At 60.4% G+C, this 22816-nt stretch carries 28 protein-coding genes and 1 pseudogene; 7 read left to right on the plus strand and 22 right to left on the minus strand.

Annotated features, from left to right (window positions below; all coding sequences use genetic code 11):
• Positions 1 to 4 precede the first annotated feature (4 nt).
• Positions 5 to 706: an alpha/beta fold hydrolase gene (locus AC0CH3_RS03090; RefSeq protein WP_354301882.1), complete on the plus strand. Its 702-nt coding sequence runs from the start codon at positions 5 to 7 to the stop codon at positions 704 to 706.
• Here the strand turns inward: AC0CH3_RS03090 and AC0CH3_RS03095 are convergent.
• From AC0CH3_RS03095 to AC0CH3_RS03135, 9 genes are all read right to left on the minus strand, one after another.
• Positions 699 to 2018 carry a metal-dependent hydrolase family protein gene (locus AC0CH3_RS03095; protein WP_465237555.1) on the minus strand — a complete coding sequence of 440 codons (1320 nt, stop codon included), beginning with the start codon at positions 2016 to 2018 and terminating at the stop codon, positions 699 to 701. The genes AC0CH3_RS03090 and AC0CH3_RS03095 overlap by 8 nt on opposite strands.
• A gap of 45 nt (positions 2019 to 2063) precedes the next feature.
• Positions 2064 to 3185, minus strand: a complete 1122-nt coding sequence (gene dapE / locus AC0CH3_RS03100) for a succinyl-diaminopimelate desuccinylase (RefSeq protein WP_354301886.1) — start codon at positions 3183 to 3185, stop codon at positions 2064 to 2066.
• Positions 3182 to 3856: a glutathione S-transferase family protein gene (locus AC0CH3_RS03105; RefSeq protein ID WP_056015398.1), complete on the minus strand. Its 675-nt coding sequence runs from the start codon at positions 3854 to 3856 to the stop codon at positions 3182 to 3184. Before AC0CH3_RS03105 ends, dapE begins: the two co-directional genes overlap by 4 nt.
• 66 nt (positions 3857 to 3922) lie before the next feature.
• Positions 3923 to 4519, minus strand: coding sequence for a ribosome biogenesis GTP-binding protein YihA/YsxC (yihA, locus tag AC0CH3_RS03110; protein WP_457326556.1), 597 nt, complete (start codon positions 4517 to 4519; stop codon positions 3923 to 3925).
• Positions 4520 to 4599: 80 nt separating this feature from the next.
• Positions 4600 to 6309 carry a membrane protein insertase YidC gene (gene yidC, locus AC0CH3_RS03115; RefSeq protein WP_354301890.1) on the minus strand — a complete coding sequence of 570 codons (1710 nt, stop codon included), beginning with the start codon at positions 6307 to 6309 and terminating at the stop codon, positions 4600 to 4602.
• Positions 6306 to 6554 (minus strand): membrane protein insertion efficiency factor YidD, encoded by a 249-nt coding sequence (gene yidD, locus AC0CH3_RS03120; protein WP_056015392.1) that lies wholly within the window; start codon positions 6552 to 6554, stop codon positions 6306 to 6308. The genes yidC and yidD overlap by 4 nt, the downstream gene beginning before the upstream one ends.
• Before the next feature lie 196 nt (positions 6555 to 6750).
• A complete protein-coding gene (gene rnpA / locus AC0CH3_RS03125) occupies positions 6751 to 7128 on the minus strand; it encodes a ribonuclease P protein component (protein ID WP_354302103.1) in 378 nt (125 codons plus the stop codon).
• A gap of 2 nt (positions 7129 to 7130) precedes the next feature.
• On the minus strand, positions 7131 to 7265 hold the full coding sequence (rpmH, locus tag AC0CH3_RS03130; protein ID WP_031393806.1) for a 50S ribosomal protein L34: 135 nt from the start codon (positions 7263 to 7265) through the stop codon (positions 7131 to 7133).
• Positions 7266 to 7352: 87 nt separating this feature from the next.
• On the minus strand, positions 7353 to 7673 hold the full coding sequence (locus tag AC0CH3_RS03135) for a hypothetical protein (RefSeq protein WP_354301892.1): 321 nt from the start codon (positions 7671 to 7673) through the stop codon (positions 7353 to 7355).
• Positions 7674 to 7792: 119 nt separating this feature from the next.
• On the opposite strand from AC0CH3_RS03135, the pseudogene AC0CH3_RS03140 reads away from it, so the two are divergent.
• Positions 7793 to 8638 (plus strand): annotated as a pseudogene (locus tag AC0CH3_RS03140) (ATP-binding protein); the annotation flags it as partial.
• A 90-nt stretch (positions 8639 to 8728) separates the two neighbouring features.
• Here the strand turns inward: AC0CH3_RS03140 and AC0CH3_RS03145 are convergent.
• Positions 8729 to 9592, minus strand: a complete 864-nt coding sequence (locus AC0CH3_RS03145; RefSeq protein ID WP_465237556.1) for a helix-turn-helix domain-containing protein — start codon at positions 9590 to 9592, stop codon at positions 8729 to 8731.
• A 190-nt stretch (positions 9593 to 9782) separates the two neighbouring features.
• On the opposite strand from AC0CH3_RS03145, the gene AC0CH3_RS03150 reads away from it, so the two are divergent.
• Positions 9783 to 10370: a recombinase family protein gene (locus AC0CH3_RS03150; RefSeq protein ID WP_465237557.1), complete on the plus strand. Its 588-nt coding sequence runs from the start codon at positions 9783 to 9785 to the stop codon at positions 10368 to 10370.
• 65 nt (positions 10371 to 10435) lie between these two features.
• On the opposite strand, the gene AC0CH3_RS03155 is transcribed toward AC0CH3_RS03150, so the two are convergent.
• From AC0CH3_RS03155 to AC0CH3_RS03180, 6 genes are all read right to left on the minus strand, one after another.
• Complete coding sequence (locus AC0CH3_RS03155; RefSeq protein ID WP_465237558.1) at positions 10436 to 10942, minus strand: Ros/MucR family transcriptional regulator; 507 nt, start codon at positions 10940 to 10942, stop codon at positions 10436 to 10438.
• A 333-nt stretch (positions 10943 to 11275) separates the two neighbouring features.
• Entirely contained in the window at positions 11276 to 11500 is a 225-nt protein-coding gene (locus AC0CH3_RS03160) for a hypothetical protein (RefSeq protein ID WP_465237559.1), read from the minus strand.
• A gap of 40 nt (positions 11501 to 11540) precedes the next feature.
• Positions 11541 to 11684 carry a hypothetical protein gene (locus tag AC0CH3_RS03165; RefSeq protein ID WP_465237560.1) on the minus strand — a complete coding sequence of 48 codons (144 nt, stop codon included), beginning with the start codon at positions 11682 to 11684 and terminating at the stop codon, positions 11541 to 11543.
• 737 nt (positions 11685 to 12421) lie between these two features.
• Complete coding sequence (locus tag AC0CH3_RS03170; RefSeq protein ID WP_465237561.1) at positions 12422 to 12775, minus strand: hypothetical protein; 354 nt, start codon at positions 12773 to 12775, stop codon at positions 12422 to 12424.
• A 300-nt stretch (positions 12776 to 13075) separates the two neighbouring features.
• The gene (locus AC0CH3_RS03175) at positions 13076 to 13759 is read right to left on the minus strand and encodes a sensor histidine kinase (RefSeq protein WP_465237562.1); all 684 of its coding nucleotides are present in this window, start codon (positions 13757 to 13759) and stop codon (positions 13076 to 13078) included.
• Positions 13756 to 14559 (minus strand): Crp/Fnr family transcriptional regulator, encoded by an 804-nt coding sequence (locus AC0CH3_RS03180; protein ID WP_465237563.1) that lies wholly within the window; start codon positions 14557 to 14559, stop codon positions 13756 to 13758. The genes AC0CH3_RS03175 and AC0CH3_RS03180 overlap by 4 nt, the downstream gene beginning before the upstream one ends.
• 481 nt (positions 14560 to 15040) lie before the next feature.
• Here AC0CH3_RS03180 and AC0CH3_RS03185 point away from each other — a divergent pair, with 481 nt between their 5' ends.
• The 4 genes from AC0CH3_RS03185 (at position 15041) to AC0CH3_RS03200 (ending at position 17145) form a co-directional block, all read left to right on the plus strand.
• Positions 15041 to 15757, plus strand: a complete 717-nt coding sequence (locus AC0CH3_RS03185) for a Crp/Fnr family transcriptional regulator (RefSeq protein ID WP_465237564.1) — start codon at positions 15041 to 15043, stop codon at positions 15755 to 15757.
• Positions 15754 to 16005 carry a DUF6894 family protein gene (locus AC0CH3_RS03190; RefSeq protein ID WP_465237565.1) on the plus strand — a complete coding sequence of 84 codons (252 nt, stop codon included), beginning with the start codon at positions 15754 to 15756 and terminating at the stop codon, positions 16003 to 16005. Before AC0CH3_RS03185 ends, AC0CH3_RS03190 begins: the two co-directional genes overlap by 4 nt.
• Before the next feature lie 141 nt (positions 16006 to 16146).
• On the plus strand, positions 16147 to 16845 hold the full coding sequence (locus AC0CH3_RS03195) for a Crp/Fnr family transcriptional regulator (RefSeq protein WP_465237566.1): 699 nt from the start codon (positions 16147 to 16149) through the stop codon (positions 16843 to 16845).
• 42 nt (positions 16846 to 16887) lie between these two features.
• Positions 16888 to 17145: a DUF6894 family protein gene (locus tag AC0CH3_RS03200; protein WP_465237567.1), complete on the plus strand. Its 258-nt coding sequence runs from the start codon at positions 16888 to 16890 to the stop codon at positions 17143 to 17145.
• Positions 17146 to 17147: 2 nt separating this feature from the next.
• Here AC0CH3_RS03200 and AC0CH3_RS03205 read toward each other — a convergent pair whose 3' ends face one another.
• From AC0CH3_RS03205 to AC0CH3_RS03230, 6 genes are all read right to left on the minus strand, one after another.
• Positions 17148 to 17879, minus strand: coding sequence for a Crp/Fnr family transcriptional regulator (locus AC0CH3_RS03205; protein ID WP_465237568.1), 732 nt, complete (start codon positions 17877 to 17879; stop codon positions 17148 to 17150).
• 137 nt (positions 17880 to 18016) lie between these two features.
• Positions 18017 to 18964 carry a cation efflux transmembrane domain-containing protein gene (locus AC0CH3_RS03210; RefSeq protein WP_465237569.1) on the minus strand — a complete coding sequence of 316 codons (948 nt, stop codon included), beginning with the start codon at positions 18962 to 18964 and terminating at the stop codon, positions 18017 to 18019.
• Positions 18961 to 19401 (minus strand): hypothetical protein, encoded by a 441-nt coding sequence (locus AC0CH3_RS03215; protein ID WP_465237570.1) that lies wholly within the window; start codon positions 19399 to 19401, stop codon positions 18961 to 18963. The genes AC0CH3_RS03210 and AC0CH3_RS03215 overlap by 4 nt, the downstream gene beginning before the upstream one ends.
• 152 nt (positions 19402 to 19553) lie before the next feature.
• A complete protein-coding gene (locus AC0CH3_RS03220; RefSeq protein ID WP_465237571.1) occupies positions 19554 to 19862 on the minus strand; it encodes a plasmid stabilization protein in 309 nt (102 codons plus the stop codon).
• 253 nt (positions 19863 to 20115) lie between these two features.
• Positions 20116 to 20631 (minus strand): YciE/YciF ferroxidase family protein, encoded by a 516-nt coding sequence (locus AC0CH3_RS03225; protein WP_465237572.1) that lies wholly within the window; start codon positions 20629 to 20631, stop codon positions 20116 to 20118.
• Positions 20632 to 22006: 1375 nt separating this feature from the next.
• Complete coding sequence (locus AC0CH3_RS03230) at positions 22007 to 22726, minus strand: Crp/Fnr family transcriptional regulator (protein WP_465237573.1); 720 nt, start codon at positions 22724 to 22726, stop codon at positions 22007 to 22009.
• Positions 22727 to 22816 lie beyond the last annotated feature (90 nt).

Consider the following 22816-nt stretch of genomic DNA (forward strand, 5'->3'; position numbering starts at 1 on the left):
AGCGATGGAACGACATCTCGAACCCTTGATGCTGCTGCCCGCAATGGGCTGCGACGGCCGGCTCTGGTCGCGCCAGATCATGGACCTGGGCGATCTGGTCCACCCCGAGTTCGGCGATCTGTCGCGGGACAGCAGCATCCACGCGATGGCGGCGCGGGTGCTTGCGGACGCGCCGCCGCGGTTCGCGGTCGCCGGCGTGAGCCTCGGGGGCTATGTCGCGATGGAGATCATCCGGCAGGCGCCCGATCGCGTCACGCGGATCGCCCTGTTCGGGACGCGCGCATCGATGGAGGCGCGACCGCGGTTCGTCGCCGATCAGGGGTCGCTGGCCACCGCGCCCCACGCCGATCCGCAGCTCTCGGCAATCGTCAGTGGGCCCGTCCAGGCGATGGCGGAGCGGGTCGGACCAGGCGTGTTCGACCGCCAGCAGGAGGCGCTGCTCGCGCGTCCCGACATCACCGATGCGATCGCCGCGATCCGCGTTCCGACCCTGGTGGCGGTCGGCGACCGCGACCGGATTTGTTCCCCCGACGATGCCAAGGCGCTGGCCGCGCGTATCCCGGGCGCGGCGTTCCACATCCTGCGCGCGTGCGGCCATCTGTCGCCGATGGAACGCCCCGGGGAGGTGACGATGCTCCTGCGTGCCTGGCTGGGCGGGGGGCCCCGCCGGCTTCGACGGCCGCGGTCCACGCCCGGTGTCAGCTGATCGGTTTCTGCGTTGCGACGATACCGCGGTGCATCACGAACGCGACATGTTCGAGGCGGGTGACGTCCTGCAGCGGTGACCCGGTGACGGCGATGATGTCGGCGGTCTTGCCCGGTGCGAGCGTGCCGATATCGTCGCGACCCAGCAGGTCGGCGGCACCGACCGTGGCCGCGGCGATCGCCTGCGCCGGGGTCAGCCCGTTCCGCACCAGCAGCGCGAATTCGGTCGCGTTGTCGCCGTGCTTCGACACCCCGGTGTCGGTGCCGAACGCGACCTTGACCCCTGCGGCATAGGCGCGGCGGTGGCTCGCCGCCATCGCTGCGGCCGCGGACTCGGCCTTGACGATCGTCGCGGGCGGCAGCGCACCGCCGCGGGCCTGCGCAAGCGCGGCCACCGGCGCAATCTCGGTCGGCACCAGATACGCGCCCTTGGCCTTGAAGAGCCGGATCGTCTCGTCGTCGAGGAACGTGCCGTGCTCGATCGAATCGACGCCCGCCTCCAGTGCGGCGCGCGTGCCCTCGATCGCGTGGCTGTGCGCCGCGACCTTGCGGCCGAGCGTGTGCGCGGTGTCGATGATCGCGCGCATTTCCTCAGGCGTCATCGCCCGGCCAAGACCGCCGCTGACGTTGGACAGCACCCCGCCGGTCGCCGCGAACTTGATGACGCGGGCGCCCAGCGCGACCTGTGCACGCACCGCACGACGGCAATCGTCGGGGCCGTCGCACAGGTTGACCTCCTTCGCATGCACCATGTCGGCGAATTCCTCCGCCAGACCGTTGCCGCCGTCGCCGTGCCCGCCGGTGACCGAGATCATTGCGCCGGCATTGGTGATCGTGGGGCCCTCGACCGCGCCGGCGTCGATCGCGTCGCGCAGCGCCCTGATGCCGCGCGGGTCGCCGCCGAGATCGCGTACGGAGGTGAACCCGGCCGCAAGCGTGGTGCGGGCGTTGGCGACCGCGGTCATCTCGTCGTCGAACCGGTCGCGGTTGAGCGCCTCGAGCCGCGCGCGCATCGGGTCGCCACCGATCCCCCAGAGATGGACGTGCATGTCGACCATCCCGGGCAGGACGAACGCGTTGCGCAGGTCGATCAGCGTGGCGCCGGGCTCGGCAGCAACGAACCCGTCGCGCAGCTCCGCGACCTTGCCGCCGCGGACCACGATCGTGGTATTCCCGCGCGGCGGCTGGCCCGGGCGATCGAGTACCGCGCCTGCCTGTATGTAGCTCGTTCGCGAGGGCGCCGGGGGTGGCGTCTGCGCCAGCGCCGATGTCGCAACCGTCGTCGCCAGTCCGAGCAGCAATGCCTTGATCATGTCTTTCCCCCCAGTTCGAGCCATTCCCCGCGATCGTCGTCGCGATCAGGAACCGCTCATCGCACGCTCGATCATGTTTGCGTAGATATCCGTCAGCATGATCAGGTCGTCGACCGCGACGGCCTCGTCGACCTTGTGCATCGTCGCGTTGATCAATCCGAACTCGACCACGGGGCACAGCTTCGACAGGAACCGCGCGTCCGACGTGCCGCCGGTCGTCGAGAGCTCCGGCACGACGCCCGTGACCGCTTCGATCGAGCCGGACAGCATCGCCGACAACGCGCCGGGCTCGGTCAGGAACGCCTCGCCCGATATCCGCCCGGTGACCTGCGCAGCAGGGTCATGGCGCGCCGCCACCGCCGCGATCCGGTCGATCAGGTCGGCGCCGCGGTGTTCGTCGTTGAACCGGATGCTCAACCGTGCACTCGCCTTGGCGGGGATCACGTTGTGCGCGGGATTACCGACGGTGAGGTCGGTCACCTCGATGTTCGACGGCTGGAACCAGGCATTGCCGCGGTCGAGCTCGATCGCGCCGATGTCGGCGAGGATCGCGATCAGGCGCGGGATCGGATTGTCCGCCAGATGAGGATACGCGACATGACCCTGCCGCCCGGGGACCTCGATCCAGATATTGACCGAACCCCGCCGCCCGATCTTGATCACGTCGCCCAGTCTGGCGGTCGAGGTCGGCTCGCCAACGATGCACAGATCGGGGACGACATCGCGCGCGATCATCCGGTCGATCAGCGCGCGCGTCCCGAACGTCGCGGGCCCTTCCTCGTCGCCGGTGATGATCAGCGAGAGCGTGCCGACGTCGCTGCGGCCGGCGGCGGCGGCGAAGGCGGCGATGGCTCCCTTCATGTCGACCGCGCCGCGCCCGTAGAGCAGCCCGTCACGGATCTCGGCGGACCAGGGTGACCCGGTCCAGCCATCGCCGGGCGGCACGACGTCGAGATGCCCGGCAAATGCCAGATGCGGGCCGCTGCCGTTCCGGATCGCGAGCATGTTCTCGACCGGACCGTCGGGCGCCTCGCCGACGACGAACCGGTCGACCGCAAAGCCGATCGGGCGCAATGCCGCTTCGAGAACATCGAACACGGCGCCCCGTGCCGGCGTGACGCTGTCCGCCGCGAGCAGCGCCTGCGCCAGCGCCAGCGGATCGATCATCGCGTCGGGCTCGACGCGGGCTGCTCATATTGTTCGATCACCCATTCCTCTTCCTGCGCACCGGCGATCCAGTCCTGCATGAAGGGGTGTTCGAACATCGCCTGCATATACCCCTGTGCGAAGCGGGCGATCGGAAGCTGATAGGTCACGATCCGCGTGACGACGGGAGCGAACATGATGTCCGCCGCACCAAACTGCCCGAACAGGAACTGGCCGTCGCCACCGAATCGCGCGCGCGCCTGCGCCCAGAGTTCCATGATCCGCTGCAGATCGACGAGCACGTCGTCGTCGGGACGCTGCGCCGGGAAGATCTGGCGGACGTTCATGCTGTGCTTCTTGCGAAGCGCGGCGAAGCTGGAGTGCATTTCCGCCGCCATCGAGCGCGCCATCGCCCGCGCCGCTTCGTCGGCGGGCCAGAACCGGTCGCGACCGACCTTGTCCGCGAGATAGTCGACGATCGCGAGGCTGTCCCACACGACCGCCTCGCCGTCCCACAGGATGGGTACCTTGCCCGACGAGGGCGCGAACTCGTCACCCTGCCGGCGCTTTTCCCAGTCGGCGTCGTACATCGGCACGACGACCTCTTCGAAAGGCAGCCCGGAGTGCTTGCACGCGAGCCAGCCGCGGAGCGACCAGGAGGAATAGGCCTTGTTGCCGATGACGAGTTTCATGGCCCGGGGACTAGCGGGCCGGACGGGCGAGGGCAATCTCTGCGACCCCCGCCGGATGCGCGGGCGTTAGCTTACCGCTTCGACGACTGCCGCGCGCAGTTCGGGAATGCCCATGCCATATTCGCTCGACGTGACGAGGATGTCGGGATGCGCGGCGGGACGCTTGCGCGCCTCCAGCGCGGTGCGCTCGATGACCTCGACGAGTTCGGACGCCTTGATCTTGTCCGCCTTGGTCAGGACCATGCGGTAGCTGACCGCGGCCTTGTCGAGCATCTCGAGGATTTCGCGGTCGACATCCTTGATGCCGTGGCGCGAATCGATCAGCACCAGCGCGCGCTTGAGCACGTCACGTCCGCGCAGGAAGTCGTTGATCAGGAATCGCCACTTCTTGACGACATCCTTGGGCGCCTTGGCGAAACCATAGCCCGGCATATCGACGAGACGGAACGCGAGCGGCGCGCCGACGTCGAAGAAGTTCAGCTCCTGCGTGCGGCCCGGCGTGTTCGACGTGCGCGCCATCGAATTGCGGCCCGTCAACGCATTGAGCAATGACGACTTGCCGACGTTCGAACGCCCCGCAAACGCCACCTCCGGCACCGTCGCATCGGGCAGGAATTCGAGCGTCGGCGCGGACTTCAGAAAGCCGACATGGCCGGCAAACAGCTTGCGCGCATGCTCGAGCTGTTCCGCGGTGAACGGCGCGTCGGTCTGCTCGAGATCGGGGCCGAGGTTGGGGACGTCGTTCACTTGGTCACCGGAACTTTCAGACCCGGATGCCGGGCGTAGAGCAGCTTTTGCTGGATGATCGTCAGGCAGTTCGACGTGATCCAGTAGACCTGGAGGCCGACCGCGAACGGCGCCATCACGAACATCAGCACCCAGGGGAGGAGCGCGAAGACCTGCTTCTGCGTGTCGTCCATCGGCGTCGGGTTCAGCTTGAACTGGAAGTACATGCTGATGCCCAGGATGATCGGCACGACGCCGATCGCGATGAAGTGCGGCGGCGTGAAGGCAAGGAGGCCGAACAGGTTGAGCGGCGTCAGCGGATCGGGTGCGGACAAATCCTTGATCCACGCGACGAACGGCTGGTGACGCATCTCGATCGTCAGCATCAGCACCTTGTACAGCGCGTACATGATCGGGATCTGGAGCAGCGTCGGCGCACAGCCGGCGAGCGGATTGACGCCCTCGGCCTTGTACAGCGCCATCGTCTCCTGCTGGAGGCGCAGCTTGTCGTCCTTGTGCTTCTCCTGCAGGGCCTTCGCCTTGGGCTGGACGGCGCGCATTGCCGCCATCGACTTGAACTGGCGCTGCGCGATCGGGAACAGCAGCCCGCGGATCGTGACCGTCAGCAGGATGATCGCGAGGCCGAAATTGCCGACCGTGCGGTACAGCCAGTCGAGATAGTAGAAGATCGGCTTCTCGACGATCCGGAACCAGCCCCAGTCGATCGCATAGTCGAGCTTGGCGACGCCGCCGGCCTGATCGGTGTAGCGATCGAGCAGGCGAACTTCCTTGGCACCGGCAAAGAAACGCGAGACCTGCGTGATCGCCTGGCCCGGTGCGACCTGCTTGGGCTGGAGTGCGTAGTCGGCCTGATAGGCCTTGTTCGCACCCGCGCGGAACTGGCCGTCGAACGCCTGGCCCTGGTCGGGGATGATCGCTGTCAGCCAGTATTTGTCGGTAAAGCCAAGCCAGCCGCCGGTCGTCGTGAACTTCTGCGGCGCCTCGTCGATGTCCTTGTAGTCGGGGCGATAGTGCGCGCCGCCATTGTCGACCGACATCGGCCCGACATGGATCGTCATCGACGACGGATCCTTCGAGATGCCGACGCGGTTGACGAGGCCATAGGTCGCGACGGGGACGGGCGCGGTCCCGGCGTTCAGGACGGTCTGGCGGACCGTAAACATGTAATCCTGGTCGACCGCGATCTGGATGCGGAAGCGCTGACCGGTCGCGTTGGTCGCGTCGAGCGTGACCGGCGTGGTCGGCGTCAGCGTCGTCGCGCCCGAGGGCGCCCACACGGCGTCGGCGGCGGGCGGGGTCAGGCCCTGCGCACGCCAGCCGAAGCTCGCGAAATAGGCGTCGGGCGCGCCGGCGGGTGACAACAGGCGGATCGGGGGCGAATTCTTCGCAACCGTCTCGTCATAGCCCTTGAGCACGAGATCGTCGATCCGCGCGCCCTTGAGGTTGATCGAGCCGGAGACGCGAGGCGTCTCGATGCGGATGCGCGGCGTGCTCGCGATGACGGCGGTGCGGTCACCGATCGCGGCGGCACCGTCAGCGGCGGGATCCGCGGCGGGGTTCGCGAGCGGCTTGGTCTTGCCACCCTCGATCTTGGTGACCGGGGGATTTGCGGTGGGGAAGAACTTGCCCTGGATCATCGGCCATCCGAACAGGATGAGCGCCGCGATCACCGCGAACAGCACGAAATTCTGCTTGTCGTCTTTCACAGGGCGGCGTCTTTCAATTTCTCAGGCTTCAGCTCTGGGACTGGGTCGGGTCCATGCCCGCCCCACGGATGGCAGCGAGCGATACGCTTCGCCGCCAACCAGCCCCCCTTGAGCGCGCCATAGCGCCCAACGGCCTCGATTGCATAGGCGGAACACGAAGGATCGTAGCGGCAGGTGGGCGGCAGGACGAGCGAAGGGCCGAGTTGCCAGCCGCGCGCGATGAGGATGAGGAGGCGGGCTAGCATGATGCAGCCGGGGCAATCCTGCCCCAATTCTGTTTCCCCGCGAAGGCGGGGACCCAGGCTGGGCTCCCGCCTTCGCGGGAGAACAGGGCGTTGGGGGACGTGACGCTTTGGGCCCCACGCCACCCATACCCACGCACTACCCCGGCGGAGGCCGGGGCCCAATTGGGGGCGCCGAGTAACCAATGGCGGCGCGTGGTCACGGCCGCTTTCCCATTTGGGCCCCGGCCTTCGCCGGGGTGGTGTCGGAAGTGTCCTGCGGCGTTACCTTGCGGAACGCCTTGCCCAGCTCGGTCCGCAACAGTGCGTAATCGCGTTCGATCCCGCCATTGCGGCCGATCAGCACGTGATCCGCACCCGCAACGCCGCGGTCCGCCAACAGCTCACGCGCCAGCGCCCGCAACCGCCGTTTCATGCGGTTCCGGACGACGGCGTTGCCGATCTTCTTGGTGACGGTGAAGCCGATTCGCATCGTGTCGTCACCGTCGTCGCGGGGGCGCATGAGCAGGACGAATCCCGGCATCGGCGCGCGCTTCCCCGCATTCGCCGCGAGAAAATCGCGGCGTTTGTCGAGAATTGTTAGGCCGACAGCTTCTTGCGACCGCGGGCGCGGCGTGCATGGATCACTGCCCGGCCGCCGACCGTCGCCATCCGTGCGCGGAAGCCGTGACGGCGTGCGCGTACCAGGTTGCTCGGCTGAAAGGTCCGCTTCATTGGTCATTCCCTAGGTCATCAAATAGAAAACGGCCGCCCCGGGGACGGCCTTGATGGGTGGGCGCTTACGGAAACGGGGCGGGTAAGTCAATTGACGCTTCGCGTTTGTAGCGTGGATGATCCGGCCGGCGAGGCCTTGCTGCGCATGTGGCGGCGCAGAGCGCTTCGCCGACGCATGACGCGGTCGACGAGATGCCCCGTTCGCGGCCAGCGCCGCTTCAGCCGTGCCCAGCGGCGTCGGGCGCGCGGCGAGTTGCGCAGCACCAGCACCATACCCCCGGCGAACAGGAATATTCCCGCCGGCCCGGGCACGGGCGCGAGCGCAGGGGCAACGACGATCAGCAGGCCGCCAAGTGCAAGCTGGCCGATACGGAAGACGCGGGGGCGGATGACGGTCACGGGCGGCATTTGGCGCTGGTGTGTTAGGATCGCAAGACGGCGCAAGGCCAGGAGGCATTGCGGGGATGCACATTCCAGTATGAATAGCACAGGACGTGGCAAAAACGCGGCGTTGCGGGGGAAACGCAGTGGCTGCGATCGTGTCGACGGTGGCGTATCTGGGGTTGGAAGCGCGCGCGGTCGAGGTGCAAGTCCAGCTGATTCCCGGACTTCCTGCGTTCAATCTCGTCGGACTGGCCGACAAGGCCGTCGGCGAAAGCCGCGAACGCGTGCGCGGCGCGATCGCCGGGATGGGGCTGGCGCTGCCGCCGAAACGGATCGCGGTGAACCTGTCGCCGGCCGATCTTCCGAAAGAAGGATCGCATTTCGATCTACCTGTCGCGCTCGCGTTGCTCGCGGCGATGGGGGTGATCGACGCTGAAATGCTCGCCGATTATGTCGTCGTTGGCGAACTGGGGCTCGACGCGCGGATCACGGCGTCACCGGGTGTCCTGCTCGCGGCACTTCACGCGTCGCAGATCGGCAAGGGGCTGATATGCCCGGCGTCGCAGGGCGCGGAGGCGGCCTGGGCCGGTTCGGTCGACGTGATCGCAGCGCCCGATCTGCTCGCGCTGATCAATCATTTCAAAGGCCATGGCCTGTTGCGTGCGCCCGAGCCCGGAATCGTCGACGCCGCAGCGGCAGGGCCCGATCCCGCGCAGGTGCGGGGGCAAGAGACCGCCAAACGCGCGCTCGAGATCGCCGCTGCGGGCGGGCACAATCTTCTTCTTTGCGGTCCGCCGGGGTCGGGCAAGTCGCTGATGGCCGCATGCCTGCCGGGAATCCTGCCCCCGCTCGATGCGGCCGAGGCACTCGAGGTGTCGATGGTCCAGTCGGTCGCGGGGACGCTGACGGGCGGGCGGCTGACGCGCACGCGACCGTTTCGCGCGCCGCATCACTCGGCCTCGATGGCGGCGCTCACGGGGGGCGGTGTAGACTTGGTCTTGTACTTTGCACTGCGGCATTGCGGATTGCAGTGGCGGCTAGTCGATTGCACTGGCAAACTGAAGGCTAACGTCGCGAAACTAGCTACCGCTCTTGTCTAAGCTTATACGAATTTCTTCGGTGGGGTGTTCTGAAGATAGCTGAGCCCTTAAGTGTAAGTATACAGTTGACCTGGCAACACCGTATCTGCCCGCGATATCTAAGACGTTTTCGCCACTTTTAAAACTACGTAGAGCCTCTCGCGCCTCCGAGGGTGACAGGGCTGATTTTCGGCCCTTTAGTTTACTAAATCTTTGATTGACGCTTCTTGTTTGGAGGGCGTGCCATTTCATCATTTCATAAAAACAGATAGTATCTAATTCAACGCGATTAGAAACTCGCAATGCGCTGCCCACGTCAAATAGTTCGCAGCCATTTCCAACTACCACTGAACATATCTCTACTGGCTCGTTCGTGAGTAGAAAAAGCTTTGCCAAGTTGTGGAAAATGATGCTTGTCAAAGGACGGGTCCTGCACAGGGCAGTGATCTCCTCAAGAACATTTTGTTTATACAGCTGGACGGTTTCACGATAGGCCTGAGGTTTGGCAAAAACCTCTGGTTTGCCATGGCGATTAAATAGAGAGGGAGCATCTGATGCTGTAACCACATATTGATGTAAGAATTGCAACTTGCACTCGTGAACATCAATGCGATCTGGAATATTTTGAAAAAAAAGCCACGTACGCTGAGATAATGACAACGTGCTATAATTTGTCTTTTCAGATATTAATTCTAGAACATCGCTTGGTGGATCGTAGAAAAGGCGAGAACTGCTAAGGTTGTTGAAGCCATACAGTTCCAGAAACTGTTCCGATGACTGGTGTCCGTATATCTGACCTATGCGCTGAACCCATTGCCCCAGTGACTCCCAAACATATGGATCTGGAGCAAGCAGCCATCTCATCTAGCACTCCTTCTGCTTGCTAGTTCGGCAATGGGTAACCCGTTCGCTAATATTTAAATTTTCTCGCAAACGATCGTTTTTGATGCGCCATCATGTGAGAACCTATAGCAGTCGATGCGAGCGTCTCAAAACACTTTCGCGATTGAGCCATGTCATGATAGACCTCAGACATGAGTTTTGAGAATGCTTCATGTTGATCGGCTATGCGCGGGTATCGACCCCAGAACAGGATCTAATTCCGCAACTCGAAGCACTGCACAGCGCCGGGTGCGAGCGAACCTTCTCAGATAAGGCAAGCGGGGCAAGAGCCGATCGCGCCGGGTTAGCTGACGCTCTCTCCCATGCACGCACCGGCGACATACTCGTTGTGTGGAAGCTCGACCGGCTCGGCCGTACCATGAAGGGGCTGATCGATCTCTCGGTCGATCTGGCGGCGCGGGGGATCGGGCTAAGATCGATTACAGACGGGATCGACACCGCAGGCACAGCCGGGAAACTCGTTTTCCATATCATGGCGGCGATGGCCGAGATGGAGCGTGACTTGGTACGTGAGCGCACGACGGCTGCGTTGATCGTCGCTCGGCGTGAGGGCAGGGTAGGTGGCCGGAAGACAGTAATGACACCCAAACGCATCGAGGCCGCGCGAAAACTTTTATCCTCTGGAATGACTGCTCGCGAAATAGCTCCAACCATCGGCGTCTCGCTCGCGACGCTATACCGCCATTTGCCAGCACCAGAACAAGAGGCAATTAGCGCGGAAGAGAATGTCGCTCAATAGCATGCAGCCGATCTACACGCACCATAATGGCTGGCTCCCAGTTCCTTAGGAAGCCAGCACCTAGATTATTCCGCTGCTGCTTCTTCGGTCTTGCGCTTGCGCGGAGCCGAAGCGGGCTTGTTGTCTGCCTTGGCTACATTCGTCTGGCCAGGCTTGCGACCTAGCCCAATGCTCTTGGCCATCGTACGACGTGCTTCCGAGTAGGTAGGAGCGACCATGGGGTAATCGGCCTTAAGGCCATAACGCTCGCGATATTCCACTGGCGTCATGCCGTTAGTGGCGAGGTGACGACGCAGCGTCTTGTACGGCTTGCCATCGATCATGCTGATGATGTGATCGGGACTGGCAAGGGACTTCCGGGCCGTTACCGCGCCAACGTATTCCTTGGGCTCTTCCGCTGGGCTTTCGTCGGTCTGCGAACCGCCAACAAGCGACTGAACGCTGCTGTGCATCTGCGATAGAAAAGTGGGAACGTCGTCGGCCGACGTACGGGTATTTGGATTGCTAAGCCAAGCGATTGTCAGCTCGGTAGCGAGTTCAACAGCGTTGGGCTGGTAAGTATCGTCGGACATTAAGTGCTCCATCTAACTGACGGGCAAGTAGGGCTCCCCGAATAATCGCGCAACCTTTCAAAAAGTTATTCTGTGAGATCGCCTCATCAAATGAGACCGGCTGCCTGACGATCAGCAACGGCTGAGAGAACCTCAAGATTGAAAGTCCGCTGAGATATACCAACCGCAAGGTTGCGCATTTTTGATATAAGTCGAGCCGGTTTGGTCTCTTCAACCTTCAGCTCAACACCGCTAGGCCCGTCGACTTCCTCGTCGTTTACCGATCACAATTCGTCCTGATACGCGTGTTGAATTTCTTCGACTCAGCAACTTGGACCCGGTGTAAATGTCAGCCTAGACCGCTTTTTTTAAAGGCTCCGGCAGCTTACCATCGGGCAAGGTCTCGCGGAGATGGCCATGGATCATCTGCGCATTGAACGGTTTGGAGACGAATGTCGCCTTTTCGGGCAAGTCACCCGCCTTCGGCCGGAGGTGACCGCTGCCGATGACGATCTCGATCCAGGGGTAGTTCTCCGCGACGTGGTGGGCGAGCGCGAACCCGTTAGTATCGCCCGGCATATCGACGTCTGAAAAGAGCAGGGTGATTGTGTGCGCGTACTCAGAGAGCGATCGCGATCGCGGCGTCGCCGTTATCCGCTTCATAGGTGCGGAAACCCGCATCTTCGAGGATGCCTGTGACATCCATGAGGATGAACGGGTCGTCGTCAACGGCAAGCGCATAGGGGACTGTTGATGGAGACATGCCGCATCAACCCGTCACGTGCGAAAACGGCTCCGTCGTATCTTTAGCGTTGACGTCTCTAAGCCATCGCTGCGGATGCAGAATCCCGATTGTCCGTTGTCCGCAAGCACGCAGACAATAAAATGCCCCGCCGCGGGGGGAGCAGCGGAGCGCTTTAGAACCAGCGGAACCAAGGGGGGGGCAAGTGTCCTGCCGGTTATGATTAGAACAGCGTGGGGCGGTATCGGTTCCGCACATATTTACGAAAATGCCCTGCGGATCTGAAGACCAACAGGGCATTGCGAGCTTTCACCGCCGTTCCCCCCGAAAGGGCAGGACGCTTCCAGCTTATATAAAACTGTTCAGCGTTTGGGGTGTTCCCAGCGCTCGCCTGTGATGCTGGCGCTGAGAAGGATCAGGAGGCGGTGCGATCGGGAGCGTAGGTGAGACGTCCCCGTGCCGGGGCGTTGGATGATCTGGCTAAAGCCCCAACGGCGAAGCCAGAAAACCACGCCAGGCATGCCTCGTACTCATGGATAGGCCATGGGCATTCCAAAAGTGCCCCCTCTGGGGATTTCCCTGCCTGCAAGCCCTGCGCATGCGCGAGAGCAATCGGGTGAGAAATTTCAGTCATTGGGGATCATTGGATATTTAGCCAATGATTTCAACGAAAGAGTGCTACCATCACGTTCGCGTCAGTGCGAGGCTTGCACGGGGAACTACAAGCCGCACCTGTTAGCTTCGCCAAATTCAGCTTTTCAAAAAAGCACATGCTTCGCCGCGCCAGCGGTCTGCAAAAGACGTTCCATCTTTTCCATCGCAGCGCCCGACAGCGTCAATTCGTCGTCCAGATCGCCACTGCCATCGCCAATGATAAGACCCTCGGCGGACAAATGCTTGAGCCAACGCGACGCTACAGCGGGCGAGATCTGATGGCGTTCGCTGATCTGTCGCCCCGTCATACGAACACCCCGAGCGTCTGCTACAAACAGTTCGAGAAGAAAGTCCCAGCTGGGTTCGCCAAACAGAGAGCGCGGCAGCTCCTGGGTACGACTACGCCTGAACGCCAGCATGAGGTCAGCAAAATTGGCGACTTGGTCATTGCCGATCATCCGCTACCCTTTCACACCTGCTTTTTTTAAAAGACATGATGTAGCCAAAGAGGCAGGACCGCAAGTCAGGTTGGCGGAGGTATCTGTTTATCCGTCGCTGGCTCAAGGTAGTCACGCACTGTGCAAAGCAAGGCGCCCAGAGCAAAATCGTTATAGGTGTCTGCGAGCCCAATCAGACGGTCGATATCGCTTGCCATCGATCGCGCTTTCTCAAGAGGAATGTTCGTCAACTACGCTACTCCTGCAAGCCTATCGAACACCGTCACGTAGCGAGCGGCTTGTCCTCGCCAACCGTGAGCATCAACCAGTCTGCGCTATGCGCAGTTTCTCAGACACGCGAAGTTCGAATGCCTTGGATCCGGGTTCGGGGGGGATAAAAAGTCCACCAATTGAAGCGGTAAGCCGTTTTGCCAAGCCAAGACCGAGGCCACTGCGATCCGGCCTCACCGTATCGGCCAACGGCAGGCCGTCGTCGTCGACAATCACCGATACGTCGCCGGCGGGTGTCCGGCCAAGCGTGACACGGATATGGCCGGCTTTGCCGTCCTTATACCCGTGCTTGATCGCGTTCGTCGCAAGCTCGTTGGCGACGAGGGCAAGAGTGGTCACCTCATTCGGCGTCAGGCCATCGACGTCATCGGTGACCTGTAGCGACACCAGAATGGACCGCGGTTCCGCCTGTGCATGGAGAGCCTCACACACCTGGCGTAGCGCGGCCTCTATCGACGGCTTCTGGTCGCCGTGCATGGTGCTGCGGGCTCGTGCCAGTATGGACACCCGCTCCATGGCATCGGTCAGAGCCTGACGGGCTTCCGGGTGCATCGCGCGTTGGCTTTGCAGCGCCAGCAGACTGACAACGAGTTGCAGGTCGTTGCTGCACCTGTGATTTGTCTCGCGAAGCAGGAGGTCGTGATCCTGGAGATGTGATGAGGTGTTGCGAACGGAGTTCGACGACCCCGCGGAGCGTTGGCCACCTTGTGTCATGCGACGTCTGCCGTCGGACGCGCCGCAGCATCGATATGCCGGTGCATATGCAGATAGCTGGGATCGAACCCGGCTGCGTACCGCAGGGCGGCGACGTCAGGGATGGTCAGCACGCGATCACACAGTTGGATCAAGCCGTCTTTGCGCAGCTGCCGGACCGTCCGGTTCACGTGGATGTTTGTAAGGCCAAGGAGGTCACCGATTTGCTCCTGTCGCAAGGGGAACGGAAAGGTGATGTCGTTCTCACCTTCATTCCCAACGCGGATGGCGATCTCGCAGAGCAGATGGGCAATACGCGCATGCGCTGACCGGCGACCAAGCGACAGCATCCACTTACTGGCGATGGCGTTTTCAATCATCGCGAGCCCCGTGAAGGTGCGGGCGATACCGGGATGCTCGTCGACAAGAGAGAGCGCTCGATTACGCGGCAACGCAACGATCGTAACCTCGGTGAGCGTTCGGACGCTATACGCGACGCGCTCGAACAGAAGCATGTCGAGATTGGCGATATCGCCTGGCACCAGTAGGGCAGTTAGCTGGCGCCCGCCGTCAGGAGCGCAGGTGTAGCGGTAGGCCCAGCCACTAGCGACAATCAGCAGATTGTCTGCCTTCTCAGCTTCGCAAACCAGATCCTTGTGGGAATCGAAGGACTTGGACCAGGTCACCGCGTGCTCAAGCGCGCGCTGCTCAGCCTTTGCCAGAAAGGGCGAGCGCCACAAACCGGAACTGCGCAGATTTCTCGACGGCCAATAGTCGTAGCGATCGGATTGATGGGCATAAGCCGAAGTAAGTTCGGTCATGACAAGTCACCCCTTTACGGCGTGTGGAATGCGTATGGATGGGTTTGGCTTTGAACGGATCTGTGCAGGCTCGGCGAGCAACCATTCCTCGCGAGATGTACATGACATCTCAGACCTGTATCTGGCAGGCGATAATATCATTGATTGAAGACGTACCAGGTATGCGTTCGCCAGACCTTGATGGGCCGCGGACGATGCGCAGCACTTGGCTGTACGGGCGAGATTTTGTTCGACCACCAGGCGACCTGCCAGATAGCCGTAATCTTCATCACGCACCGTGTATCTCCTGCTGATGTTCAGGAAAGATACATATGTTAACGCACCTGCCAACCATGTTGCGGAGTTTGGTATGGTAGATGACGGAGTTGCTTACTGACGGGAACGCCCCGGTCAGCTAAGAGTGTTGCATCATCTACGGACGACCCCGGGCGTAGATGGCTGGAAGCCAATTGCTTTCGCCCTTCGAACAAGCGGAGGGCGTATGCCGCATCCGACCCAATCTTTCGTTCGCAATGGCCTGTTGTCGGTCATCGATGCAGCGGCCTACGCCGCAATCGGTCCGCATCTCGAACCCGTCGATCTGCCCAAGGGCACTGTACTGATCGAGGCGGGCGAGCCATTCACGCATGCGCACTTCTTCAACAGCGGTATTGGCTCGATCGTCGTTAGTACCGCGGACAGCCGGCGGGTTGAGGCGGGGATTTTTGGCCGCGAGGGCTTGTCGGGCTTTGGCTGTTTGCTCGGCGTCGATCAGTGCCCGCAAACCACGATGGTACAGGTAGAAGGCGAGGGCTACCGTGTCAGTATCGATGGCTTGCGCGCCGCATGTCAGGAGTCAGCCTCGCTGCGTGAGACGCTACTGCGCTATGTCCACGTGTTCATCTCGCAGACGAGCTACACGTCGCTGTCCAACGTCAATCAGTCGGTCGAAGGGCGGCTCGCTCGCTGGCTGCTGATGTGCCACGACCGGGTGACCGGCGACGACATCGCGCTGACGCACGAGTTCCTCTCGATCATGCTGGCGGTACAGCGCCCCAGCGTTACCACCGCCTTGCACATGATCGAAGGGTATGGGTTCATCAAGGCGCGGCGCGGGCACATCACGATTCTGGAGCGAGACGCGCTCATCGACTTTGCCGATGGCATGTACGGCACCCCGGAAGCCGAATATCGCCGTCTGATCGGTCCGTTCGGTTGAGCCGCTTCTATCTGCATCAGCAAATTGCCGATGGCGTCATCGAGGATCCGGATGGCACTGAGGCTGTCGACTTAGCAGCCGCAAAGCACGAGGCCATACTGGCTGCGCGCCAGCTTCTGGCCAACGCTATTTTGACTGGCGTGGCGCCACTCGGGACAGCCTTCCAGATTACCAATGAGGCTGGGCAGATGCTCCTGAAGGTCCCCTTTCGTGACGCTTTGCCTGCCCGGTTTATCAGCACCGACTGACCAGAGTTTGGTACGGTATCGAACCAAAAAAGACGAAGCTCTCGCTCAAGCCCTAATCCGCATCTACCAATCTGCATCAACTACAACAGCAGGTCTGCGTGGTCGCAGACCATCACATACGAAAGATGTCGCAAGGGCACCATGGCTTTCAATAATCGGCTTCTTCGTGCTCTGTCCCTCGCCGATCAAGAGGTTTTGCGCGCCCATCTGCGATGGTCTGAACTGGAGCGCGGCACTGTCCTGGTATCGCCGGACGAGCCAATCTCACGCGTCTGGTTTCCGGAAAGCGGACTGACTTCAATCATTGCCATGGCGGGCAGCGATCAGGGTATCGAAGTCGGCCTCGCTGGTCGCGATGGCCTTGTTGGCATGCCGCTCGTTCTCGATGCTGACCGCACCCCACATCGCATCTTCATGCAGGTTAGCGGTGCGGCTTACGGCGTCGATGGGGAAATTTTTCGACAGGTGCTCGACGATCATGCCAGCATTCGAAAACTGCTGCTGCGCTACGTTCAGGCCTACTCGACGCAGACCACTTACACAGCGCTGTCCAACGCCATGCATACCGTCGAAGAGCGGCTGGCACGCTGGCTGCTGATGAGCCATGATCGTCAGGACGACGACGAAATACCTCTGACCCACGACTTTTTGGCGCTTATGCTCGGGGTCCGCCGACCCAGCGTCACGATCGCCCTGCATTCGCTCGAGGGCCTCGGGTTCATCAAGGCCACCCGCGGACTGATTGTGGTACGCAAACGCGAAGAGCTCGAGGAATTCGCTGGTGCCGGCTACGGCGTGCCGGAAGCTGAATATGAGCGCTTGATCGGTCAGCTACGCTGAACCATCAGTCTAACCCTGATCAAGTTTACGGATACCGAGAGCATGCCCCGTTTTTTCCTTCATATCGAAGATGGGACCCAGCGGATCGAAGACGAGGAGGGGAGTGACTTGCTGGATCTGGCTGCTGCCCGCGAGGAAGCCTTAGGCGCAGCGCGGCAGCTCTGGGCCGCAGCAATCCTGGCCGGGCAGGACAATGCAGCGCGTTGTTTCGTCATCACCGATGGCGACGGAACGGTAATGGATACCGTCGATATGGATGAGGCCTTGCCCGAGAAATTGGCCCGCCGACTTCGCCTCTAGACTCACTGATGTAGATGCAGGTGCCGGGTACTGAAGTCGGCAACTTCCTGCAGACGGTCCCAATCGATGAAACGGATAGTTTTTCCATTTCGCGCTATCAAACCATCTCGCGCGAGAATCTTGAGCATTCTATTGATATGAACAGCAGTAAGCCCGAGGGCATCACCAAGCTGCTCTTGGGTCATTGGCAGCTCAAACGAACGATTATTAATTTTATCCGGGCCTCCGATTCGAACTGCAAACTCGCAAAGAAAGTGTGCGACACGGGCGAGAGCATCTTGTCGGCCTATATTCAACAATAACTCACGAAGCATGGAGGCTTCTTTCAGCATCATCAACGTTATGGCTTGACTTACTTCAGGGTATGCGTCCGACGCAGTTTTTAAAACTTTACTCGGTACGATAATTATGTCGCATTGCGTAAGTGTTTGGATATTATGGTCTGGCGTATTCAAATAGAGATTTTGTAGCCCGAGTATATCTCCGGCAATCTTGATAGAAACGATCTGTCGATCGCCTGCGCCACTTGTCTTTTGGCAGACCGCAAGGCCCGACATCAGGACGCCGCATTTATCGGCAAGAGCGCCCTCCCGGACAAAGTAGCTTCCCGGCTCGAACTGCCTAGCAATGTAAGGCATCTGTAAGATTTCCGCCCTTGCCTCGTCTGAGACTTTGGCGTGCTCGGCCAGTTTTTCCGCCATTCGGATAAGTGGGTTTTTGTCAGACACAGGCATTGGTTTTTGTCCTGCCTACCGAGCGAACCCCGCTTTGTCGGCAAATATGAATGTTAGCTCGCCAACCCGCTTTAGCATCATTAATCTATGATAGGGAACAAGACGCGCTGAGATGGCGAAGTGCCGCTGGATCGGTTTCACGATATTTGGCGTTCGAGAGCATCGCCACTATCGCAAGGTGGTGGAACGAAGCTGATATGCCCCAGCCGCCAGGCGCGATCAGGATCACCTGGCCAATAGTCACGGACGTTGAGCTCCTTTTCAGGTGGCACCGCACCAACGATTTGTGCGCTGATCACTCGTCCCGTCTCTCGGAGATGCACCTCGGCACCGGGGAACTGGGCATCTAACGCCGCGTGCAGCGCTGAAGCGTCTGACGCAATGTCGGTGCTGTCCAACTCCCGAGGGGCGCCGTCGACGAGCTCCGCTGACGCTGCCCGCAGTGCTCGGATACCATCGTTGAGGATGTCGAGCGAGATCAGCCCCGCGGCCAAGGCATCCGCCCACCAATACCCAAGACCAATGCCGATCACACCGCCTATGCCTGCAATCCCGGTCATCCAGTTCGCCTTCTGCGTCATGGCATCGGTGAACAGCGTCTTATCGTTGAGTTGCCGTGCCAGCGGGAGCTTCAACCATCCGAGAACCAAGGGCACGATGATCGAGTAGATCTGGGCTGCGACCATGATCCAACCCAACCAGATTTCTTGGTCTCTGATATGGACGGCAGCGACGGTTGCGTGCTCCTGCGAGATCAGACTGATCGCAGAGTCGATCAGCAACGTACCGCCCAACGCCGTCAGCGCAGTCGCGGCGATGGCAAAGGCGAGACTGGGCACGCGTGCAAAGCCGTTCGGAAATCGTGCGCTGGCGGGGCGGCGCTCGATACGTCTCGCAATCAGAAACACTGCTGGAGGGATAAGGCTGAGACAATCTTCGATCCAGGCCGTCTTCATCGTCTGGCTGGAGCCCATTGATGCGCCCATGACGATGATCACGCTGATCGTCCACGCGATAGACCACCACTCCAGGCGTTCTGCACGTCTCAGACTGCCCGCCAGCTCTTTGGGAATGCCTCCGTTCACGGCCTTTCTCCCGCCGCTTTGGTCTCCCGCTGTACCATCATGATCCACGCGTTCTCGCCATTTCGCACGACGATATGACTGGCGGTTTTACCGGTTGACGTCTCGATCATACGGATCGGTGGGCCAAGGCTTACCCGCGTCTTCCACGGTGTCTTCTCGTCGAAACGCCCACCCACTACCGCATCGAGCTTGCCGGCCTCCAGATCGAGCAACAAAGGCTCCAACATCCCGGACTGGAGGATGGGCTTTGCCCCGGTTGACGCCTCGAGGCGTTTTAGAACTCGCCTCCAATCCGCTGCGTCAATGGTCGATCCGCCTTGTACGCGGCCTACCCTGATCACGTGTTCGCGCCGAATGCGGTCGAGCGTACCGTCTGGATCTTTCGGTAGGGTGCCGCACCCGGCAAGACACAGCATCAATGCAAAATAAGCTCTCATGACTGTTTTATGGATGGGAGGGTTGACTGCGTCTACCGCGACCGACGTTCAGGTCGGCCTTGTGACCTCCAGAGCTGATATTTCATCGGCAAATTAATGGATGTGGATCCCCGACATTGTACCTAGCCATCCCTCAAGGAAAGAGATGAGCATCAGCTCTTTTCGGCGTTACGCTTTCGCGTTGCTGCAGCCTTCTTAGCTGACGCGGAGCGGTCTGCTGCCGACCGGTGCGCGGATGCTTCGCCACCCTTCTTACCACCCGCTTCTGATGATTCATGCGTATCGGGCTTTCCGCGGCCGGAGCCAGACTTGTTGCCGCCCCCGCTTTCCTTGTTCACGGTCGCCCAGGCGCGACGCTCGGCTTCATCCTTTGGGGTACCGCGATCTTCGTAGCCTTCTTCGATATGCTCGGCTTTGCGCTTTTGCTTATCGGTATATTTGTCTTTGTCGCTTTGAGGCATATTACTCTCCATCTAATGCTTATCGAACTTCACATTCGGCGTGGACCAAAGCGATCGACAACGTCTGGGCGAAACCGCGCTTTTCCCCTGCGTCTCATGGTCGCGTCACTCGCTAAAAGCCTCCGCGAGTAAAACAGAGCTCGCTATCGTCGGCCAATGCGTCCGGCGAGGTAGCCCGGATCAGATCGTCGATAGTGTCGCAGTTGCCAGCCCGGCCTGATGTGCCGCCATCGGCAGCACACCAAGCTCGTCATTATGCGGTCTGCGTTTCTGCCGTACGGTTGATGCGCGCTTCGGCAATCCGCGTCAGCTTGTCATCGGTGGCCTTTTCCTCGGCCAGCGTCTCGGCGAGCAAGGCTGCGCAGTCTTCACGGCACAATTCCCGCGCCCATGCGATTAACGTGCCGTATTGGGCAATCTCATAGTGCTCGACCATCTGCGCACTGAACGTCAACGCCGCATCCAGCACGTGTTTGTCGTCGATATCGGAAGCGGTCGCCTTGGCTGCCTTGATAATCCCGTCGATTGCGGGGCAGGTCGTCTCCGCAGCTTCAACCCCACACTGACGAAACACCTGCTCGAGACGAATGCGCTGGTTCTTTGTTTCGGTGAGGTGTTGCTCAAAGCCGGCACGTAAATCACGGTTCGTCGCCATCGCCGCCATCTTGGGCAGCGTCTCGGCAATCTGACGTTCGGCATAATAGACCGTCTTGAGACCGTGGACGAACAGATCGTCAAGCGTGTGCGTACTGCTACCAAAAAAGCTCATGATGCTCTCCTAAGCAAATGGGAAGCCAATAAGCGGCATGAGGCTCAACGACTTACCCCCGCTGAGGGGCACAGCATACGCGGCGAGAGGGGCCAAAATAGCGACAATTCGAAAACATATTCATCTGTGTTAAGTAGGTGGGTAAGGTACATGTAGGAACCTGAATAAGAAGTACACTGGTTTTATAGGGCTGCATTATCGCAAATTGATCACTAATAGCCATTCTGCATTGATTTAGATTAGCAGGTTCATGTTTTGATTGTTGGAACAAGTATATCCCCTAAACGCTACTCCATCTATCAGACAGGAGAGCAAAAAATGCGTATTCTGACATCAGTAGCTGCGGTAGCATTGATTATTCCAGGCGTTGCGATGGCGCAAACAACTGGCGGTACAACGGCTGGCGGTGGAACGACGACTGGCGGCACGGCCAGTAGTGGATCAACCACAGGCGGCATGAATGGTGGCATGTCCACCGGAACCGTAGATCAGGCAAACTCGCCCACCAGCACGAACGGCTCGACAACATCGACCGATCCGCAAAGTGTATCAAAGGGGCGGAGCCGTACACGAGGATCGGCATCGGGATCTACGATGCCTGGTTCGACAACGCCGGGAACAGCGGGTGGCACTATGGATACCGGTACAGCCGGCAGCACAACTACCGGAGGTACGACAGGTACCATACCTCCGCGCTAACTTACCTTCGCCCTTGAACGAAAAAGCCGGTCATGCAGGTGACCGGCTTTTTCGTGTCCGTTCGTTAGCTAACTGGTTTCGCTCGTACCAACTTGCCGTCAAAGAAGGTATACCCTGCCGGACCTCCGCATTTGGGTGGTGCAAACAGGGTCAAATTCCCAACTGATCAGAGGTCTTTTTAGTTACGCTAGTTCGACAATCGGAGGGTCACTCTGCGCGAGGCAAGGCGAGGCGAAGCAGGTAGCGAATTCCACTTTGGGACGTGGTCGGTCTCGAGCGAGTGATCATCGGGACGTTCAGCGGTGTAGGCCAGCCAGCGATTGCATAGGTAATGTAACCCGTGCTTGCGTTAATCGGGCGAGCGGAAGCTGACCGGCAGCATTTGAGCACGGTGGATGCGGGGCTTGTTGCAGGATCAACCGTAGTCGCCGTCAACGGTCTAACATTCACAGGTGACGAAACCAAGCGCGCCGTTGCCGAAGCTAGCAACGGTGGCGCGATCTATCTGCTGGTGTAGTATCACAAGCGACACCGGACCGTGTCCATTTGCTATTCAGGTGGGCTGCGCAACCCGCATCTCTTACCGGTTGCGGGGGCGAGGCGCCGGCTAAATGACATACTCAGTCCGCGATAAGGTGCGGCTGATGCTGTTCGAATATCGACTATATAGCCGAACTTACCGGTCGCGTTTTTCCAGATATAAATAGGCAGGATCAAATTCGCCTGCATGAGTGAGAGCGGCCCAATCGAGGATCGTTACCTTTCCGTCCTGGAAGGTGACGATTTCGCTGTCCCGCAAATCTTTCAACGTGCGGTTTACATGGACGTTCGTCAGTCCGGTACAATCGCCCAAATCGGTCTGCGTCAAAGGGAGCTCGTAGCTGAGGCCCTGCGTAAGACCAACGATCTTGAAGCGGACGAACAATTCACAGATCAGTGCCGCAAGCTTCGCGCGTGCGCTACGCCGGCCGAGCGATATTTCCCACTCGCGGTGGATTGCAGCGTCAAGGTTTGTTGAAAACCAGTACAACCGAGTGAGATGCGGGGATTGCCGAGTGATTTCGGTCAAGCGATCATGGGGGACGGTTGCCACCCGGCACGGCGTCAACGACATGATCGAATGATCGAGGTGTTTGAGCGTAAAGCTGTGCAGGTCGGCAAAGTCACCTGCGATGTGCAGTTCCGTAATCTGGCGCTGGCCATTGCGCAGATCTCGGTATCGACAAAGTATGCCGTCAAGCAGCAGCGTACTATGGGTCAACTCGACGCCGGGGTTGATCAGTACATGATCGGCAGGATGTTCGCGGTATTCGCCAATCGCCGTTCGGATCGTCTGTTCGTCGTCTGGCGACAGCACGTTGCGGGCGCGAAGCTTCGCAAAATGACGTTCTAACATGTCCGTCCCTGCGCGGATTGCCGACCTAGGCCGTTTGTTTTCAGTGCCGGCTGGCGGCGTGCGGACCGCGCATATGCATAATCCGACCGC

It is taken from the genome of Sphingomonas sp. AC449 (assembly GCF_979253475.1).

What these genes read in the sequence shown, in the direction of transcription:
- AC0CH3_RS03090 (WP_354301882.1), top strand. Translation starts at nt 5, where the DNA reads ATGGAACGACATCTCGAACCCTTGATGCTGCTGCCCGCAATGGGCTGC.
- AC0CH3_RS03095 (WP_465237555.1), bottom strand. Translation starts at nt 2,018, where the DNA reads ATGATCAAGGCATTGCTGCTCGGACTGGCGACGACGGTTGCGACATCG.
- dapE (WP_354301886.1), bottom strand. Translation starts at nt 3,185, where the DNA reads ATGATCGATCCGCTGGCGCTGGCGCAGGCGCTGCTCGCGGCGGACAGC.
- AC0CH3_RS03105 (WP_056015398.1), bottom strand. Translation starts at nt 3,856, where the DNA reads ATGAAACTCGTCATCGGCAACAAGGCCTATTCCTCCTGGTCGCTCCGC.
- yidD (WP_056015392.1), bottom strand. Translation starts at nt 6,554, where the DNA reads ATGCTAGCCCGCCTCCTCATCCTCATCGCGCGCGGCTGGCAACTCGGC.
- rpmH (WP_031393806.1), bottom strand. Translation starts at nt 7,265, where the DNA reads ATGAAGCGGACCTTTCAGCCGAGCAACCTGGTACGCGCACGCCGTCAC.
- AC0CH3_RS03135 (WP_354301892.1), bottom strand. Translation starts at nt 7,673, where the DNA reads ATGCCGCCCGTGACCGTCATCCGCCCCCGCGTCTTCCGTATCGGCCAG.
- AC0CH3_RS03145 (WP_465237556.1), bottom strand. Translation starts at nt 9,592, where the DNA reads ATGAGATGGCTGCTTGCTCCAGATCCATATGTTTGGGAGTCACTGGGG.
- AC0CH3_RS03150 (WP_465237557.1), top strand. Translation starts at nt 9,783, where the DNA reads ATGTTGATCGGCTATGCGCGGGTATCGACCCCAGAACAGGATCTAATT.
- AC0CH3_RS03155 (WP_465237558.1), bottom strand. Translation starts at nt 10,942, where the DNA reads ATGTCCGACGATACTTACCAGCCCAACGCTGTTGAACTCGCTACCGAG.
- AC0CH3_RS03160 (WP_465237559.1), bottom strand. Translation starts at nt 11,500, where the DNA reads ATGCCGGGCGATACTAACGGGTTCGCGCTCGCCCACCACGTCGCGGAG.
- AC0CH3_RS03165 (WP_465237560.1), bottom strand. Translation starts at nt 11,684, where the DNA reads ATGTCTCCATCAACAGTCCCCTATGCGCTTGCCGTTGACGACGACCCG.
- AC0CH3_RS03170 (WP_465237561.1), bottom strand. Translation starts at nt 12,775, where the DNA reads ATGATCGGCAATGACCAAGTCGCCAATTTTGCTGACCTCATGCTGGCG.
- AC0CH3_RS03175 (WP_465237562.1), bottom strand. Translation starts at nt 13,759, where the DNA reads ATGACACAAGGTGGCCAACGCTCCGCGGGGTCGTCGAACTCCGTTCGC.
- AC0CH3_RS03180 (WP_465237563.1), bottom strand. Translation starts at nt 14,559, where the DNA reads ATGACCGAACTTACTTCGGCTTATGCCCATCAATCCGATCGCTACGAC.
- AC0CH3_RS03185 (WP_465237564.1), top strand. Translation starts at nt 15,041, where the DNA reads ATGCCGCATCCGACCCAATCTTTCGTTCGCAATGGCCTGTTGTCGGTC.
- AC0CH3_RS03195 (WP_465237566.1), top strand. Translation starts at nt 16,147, where the DNA reads ATGGCTTTCAATAATCGGCTTCTTCGTGCTCTGTCCCTCGCCGATCAA.
- AC0CH3_RS03200 (WP_465237567.1), top strand. Translation starts at nt 16,888, where the DNA reads ATGCCCCGTTTTTTCCTTCATATCGAAGATGGGACCCAGCGGATCGAA.
- AC0CH3_RS03205 (WP_465237568.1), bottom strand. Translation starts at nt 17,879, where the DNA reads ATGCCTGTGTCTGACAAAAACCCACTTATCCGAATGGCGGAAAAACTG.
- AC0CH3_RS03215 (WP_465237570.1), bottom strand. Translation starts at nt 19,401, where the DNA reads ATGAGAGCTTATTTTGCATTGATGCTGTGTCTTGCCGGGTGCGGCACC.
- AC0CH3_RS03220 (WP_465237571.1), bottom strand. Translation starts at nt 19,862, where the DNA reads ATGCCTCAAAGCGACAAAGACAAATATACCGATAAGCAAAAGCGCAAA.
- AC0CH3_RS03225 (WP_465237572.1), bottom strand. Translation starts at nt 20,631, where the DNA reads ATGAGCTTTTTTGGTAGCAGTACGCACACGCTTGACGATCTGTTCGTC.
- AC0CH3_RS03230 (WP_465237573.1), bottom strand. Translation starts at nt 22,726, where the DNA reads ATGTTAGAACGTCATTTTGCGAAGCTTCGCGCCCGCAACGTGCTGTCG.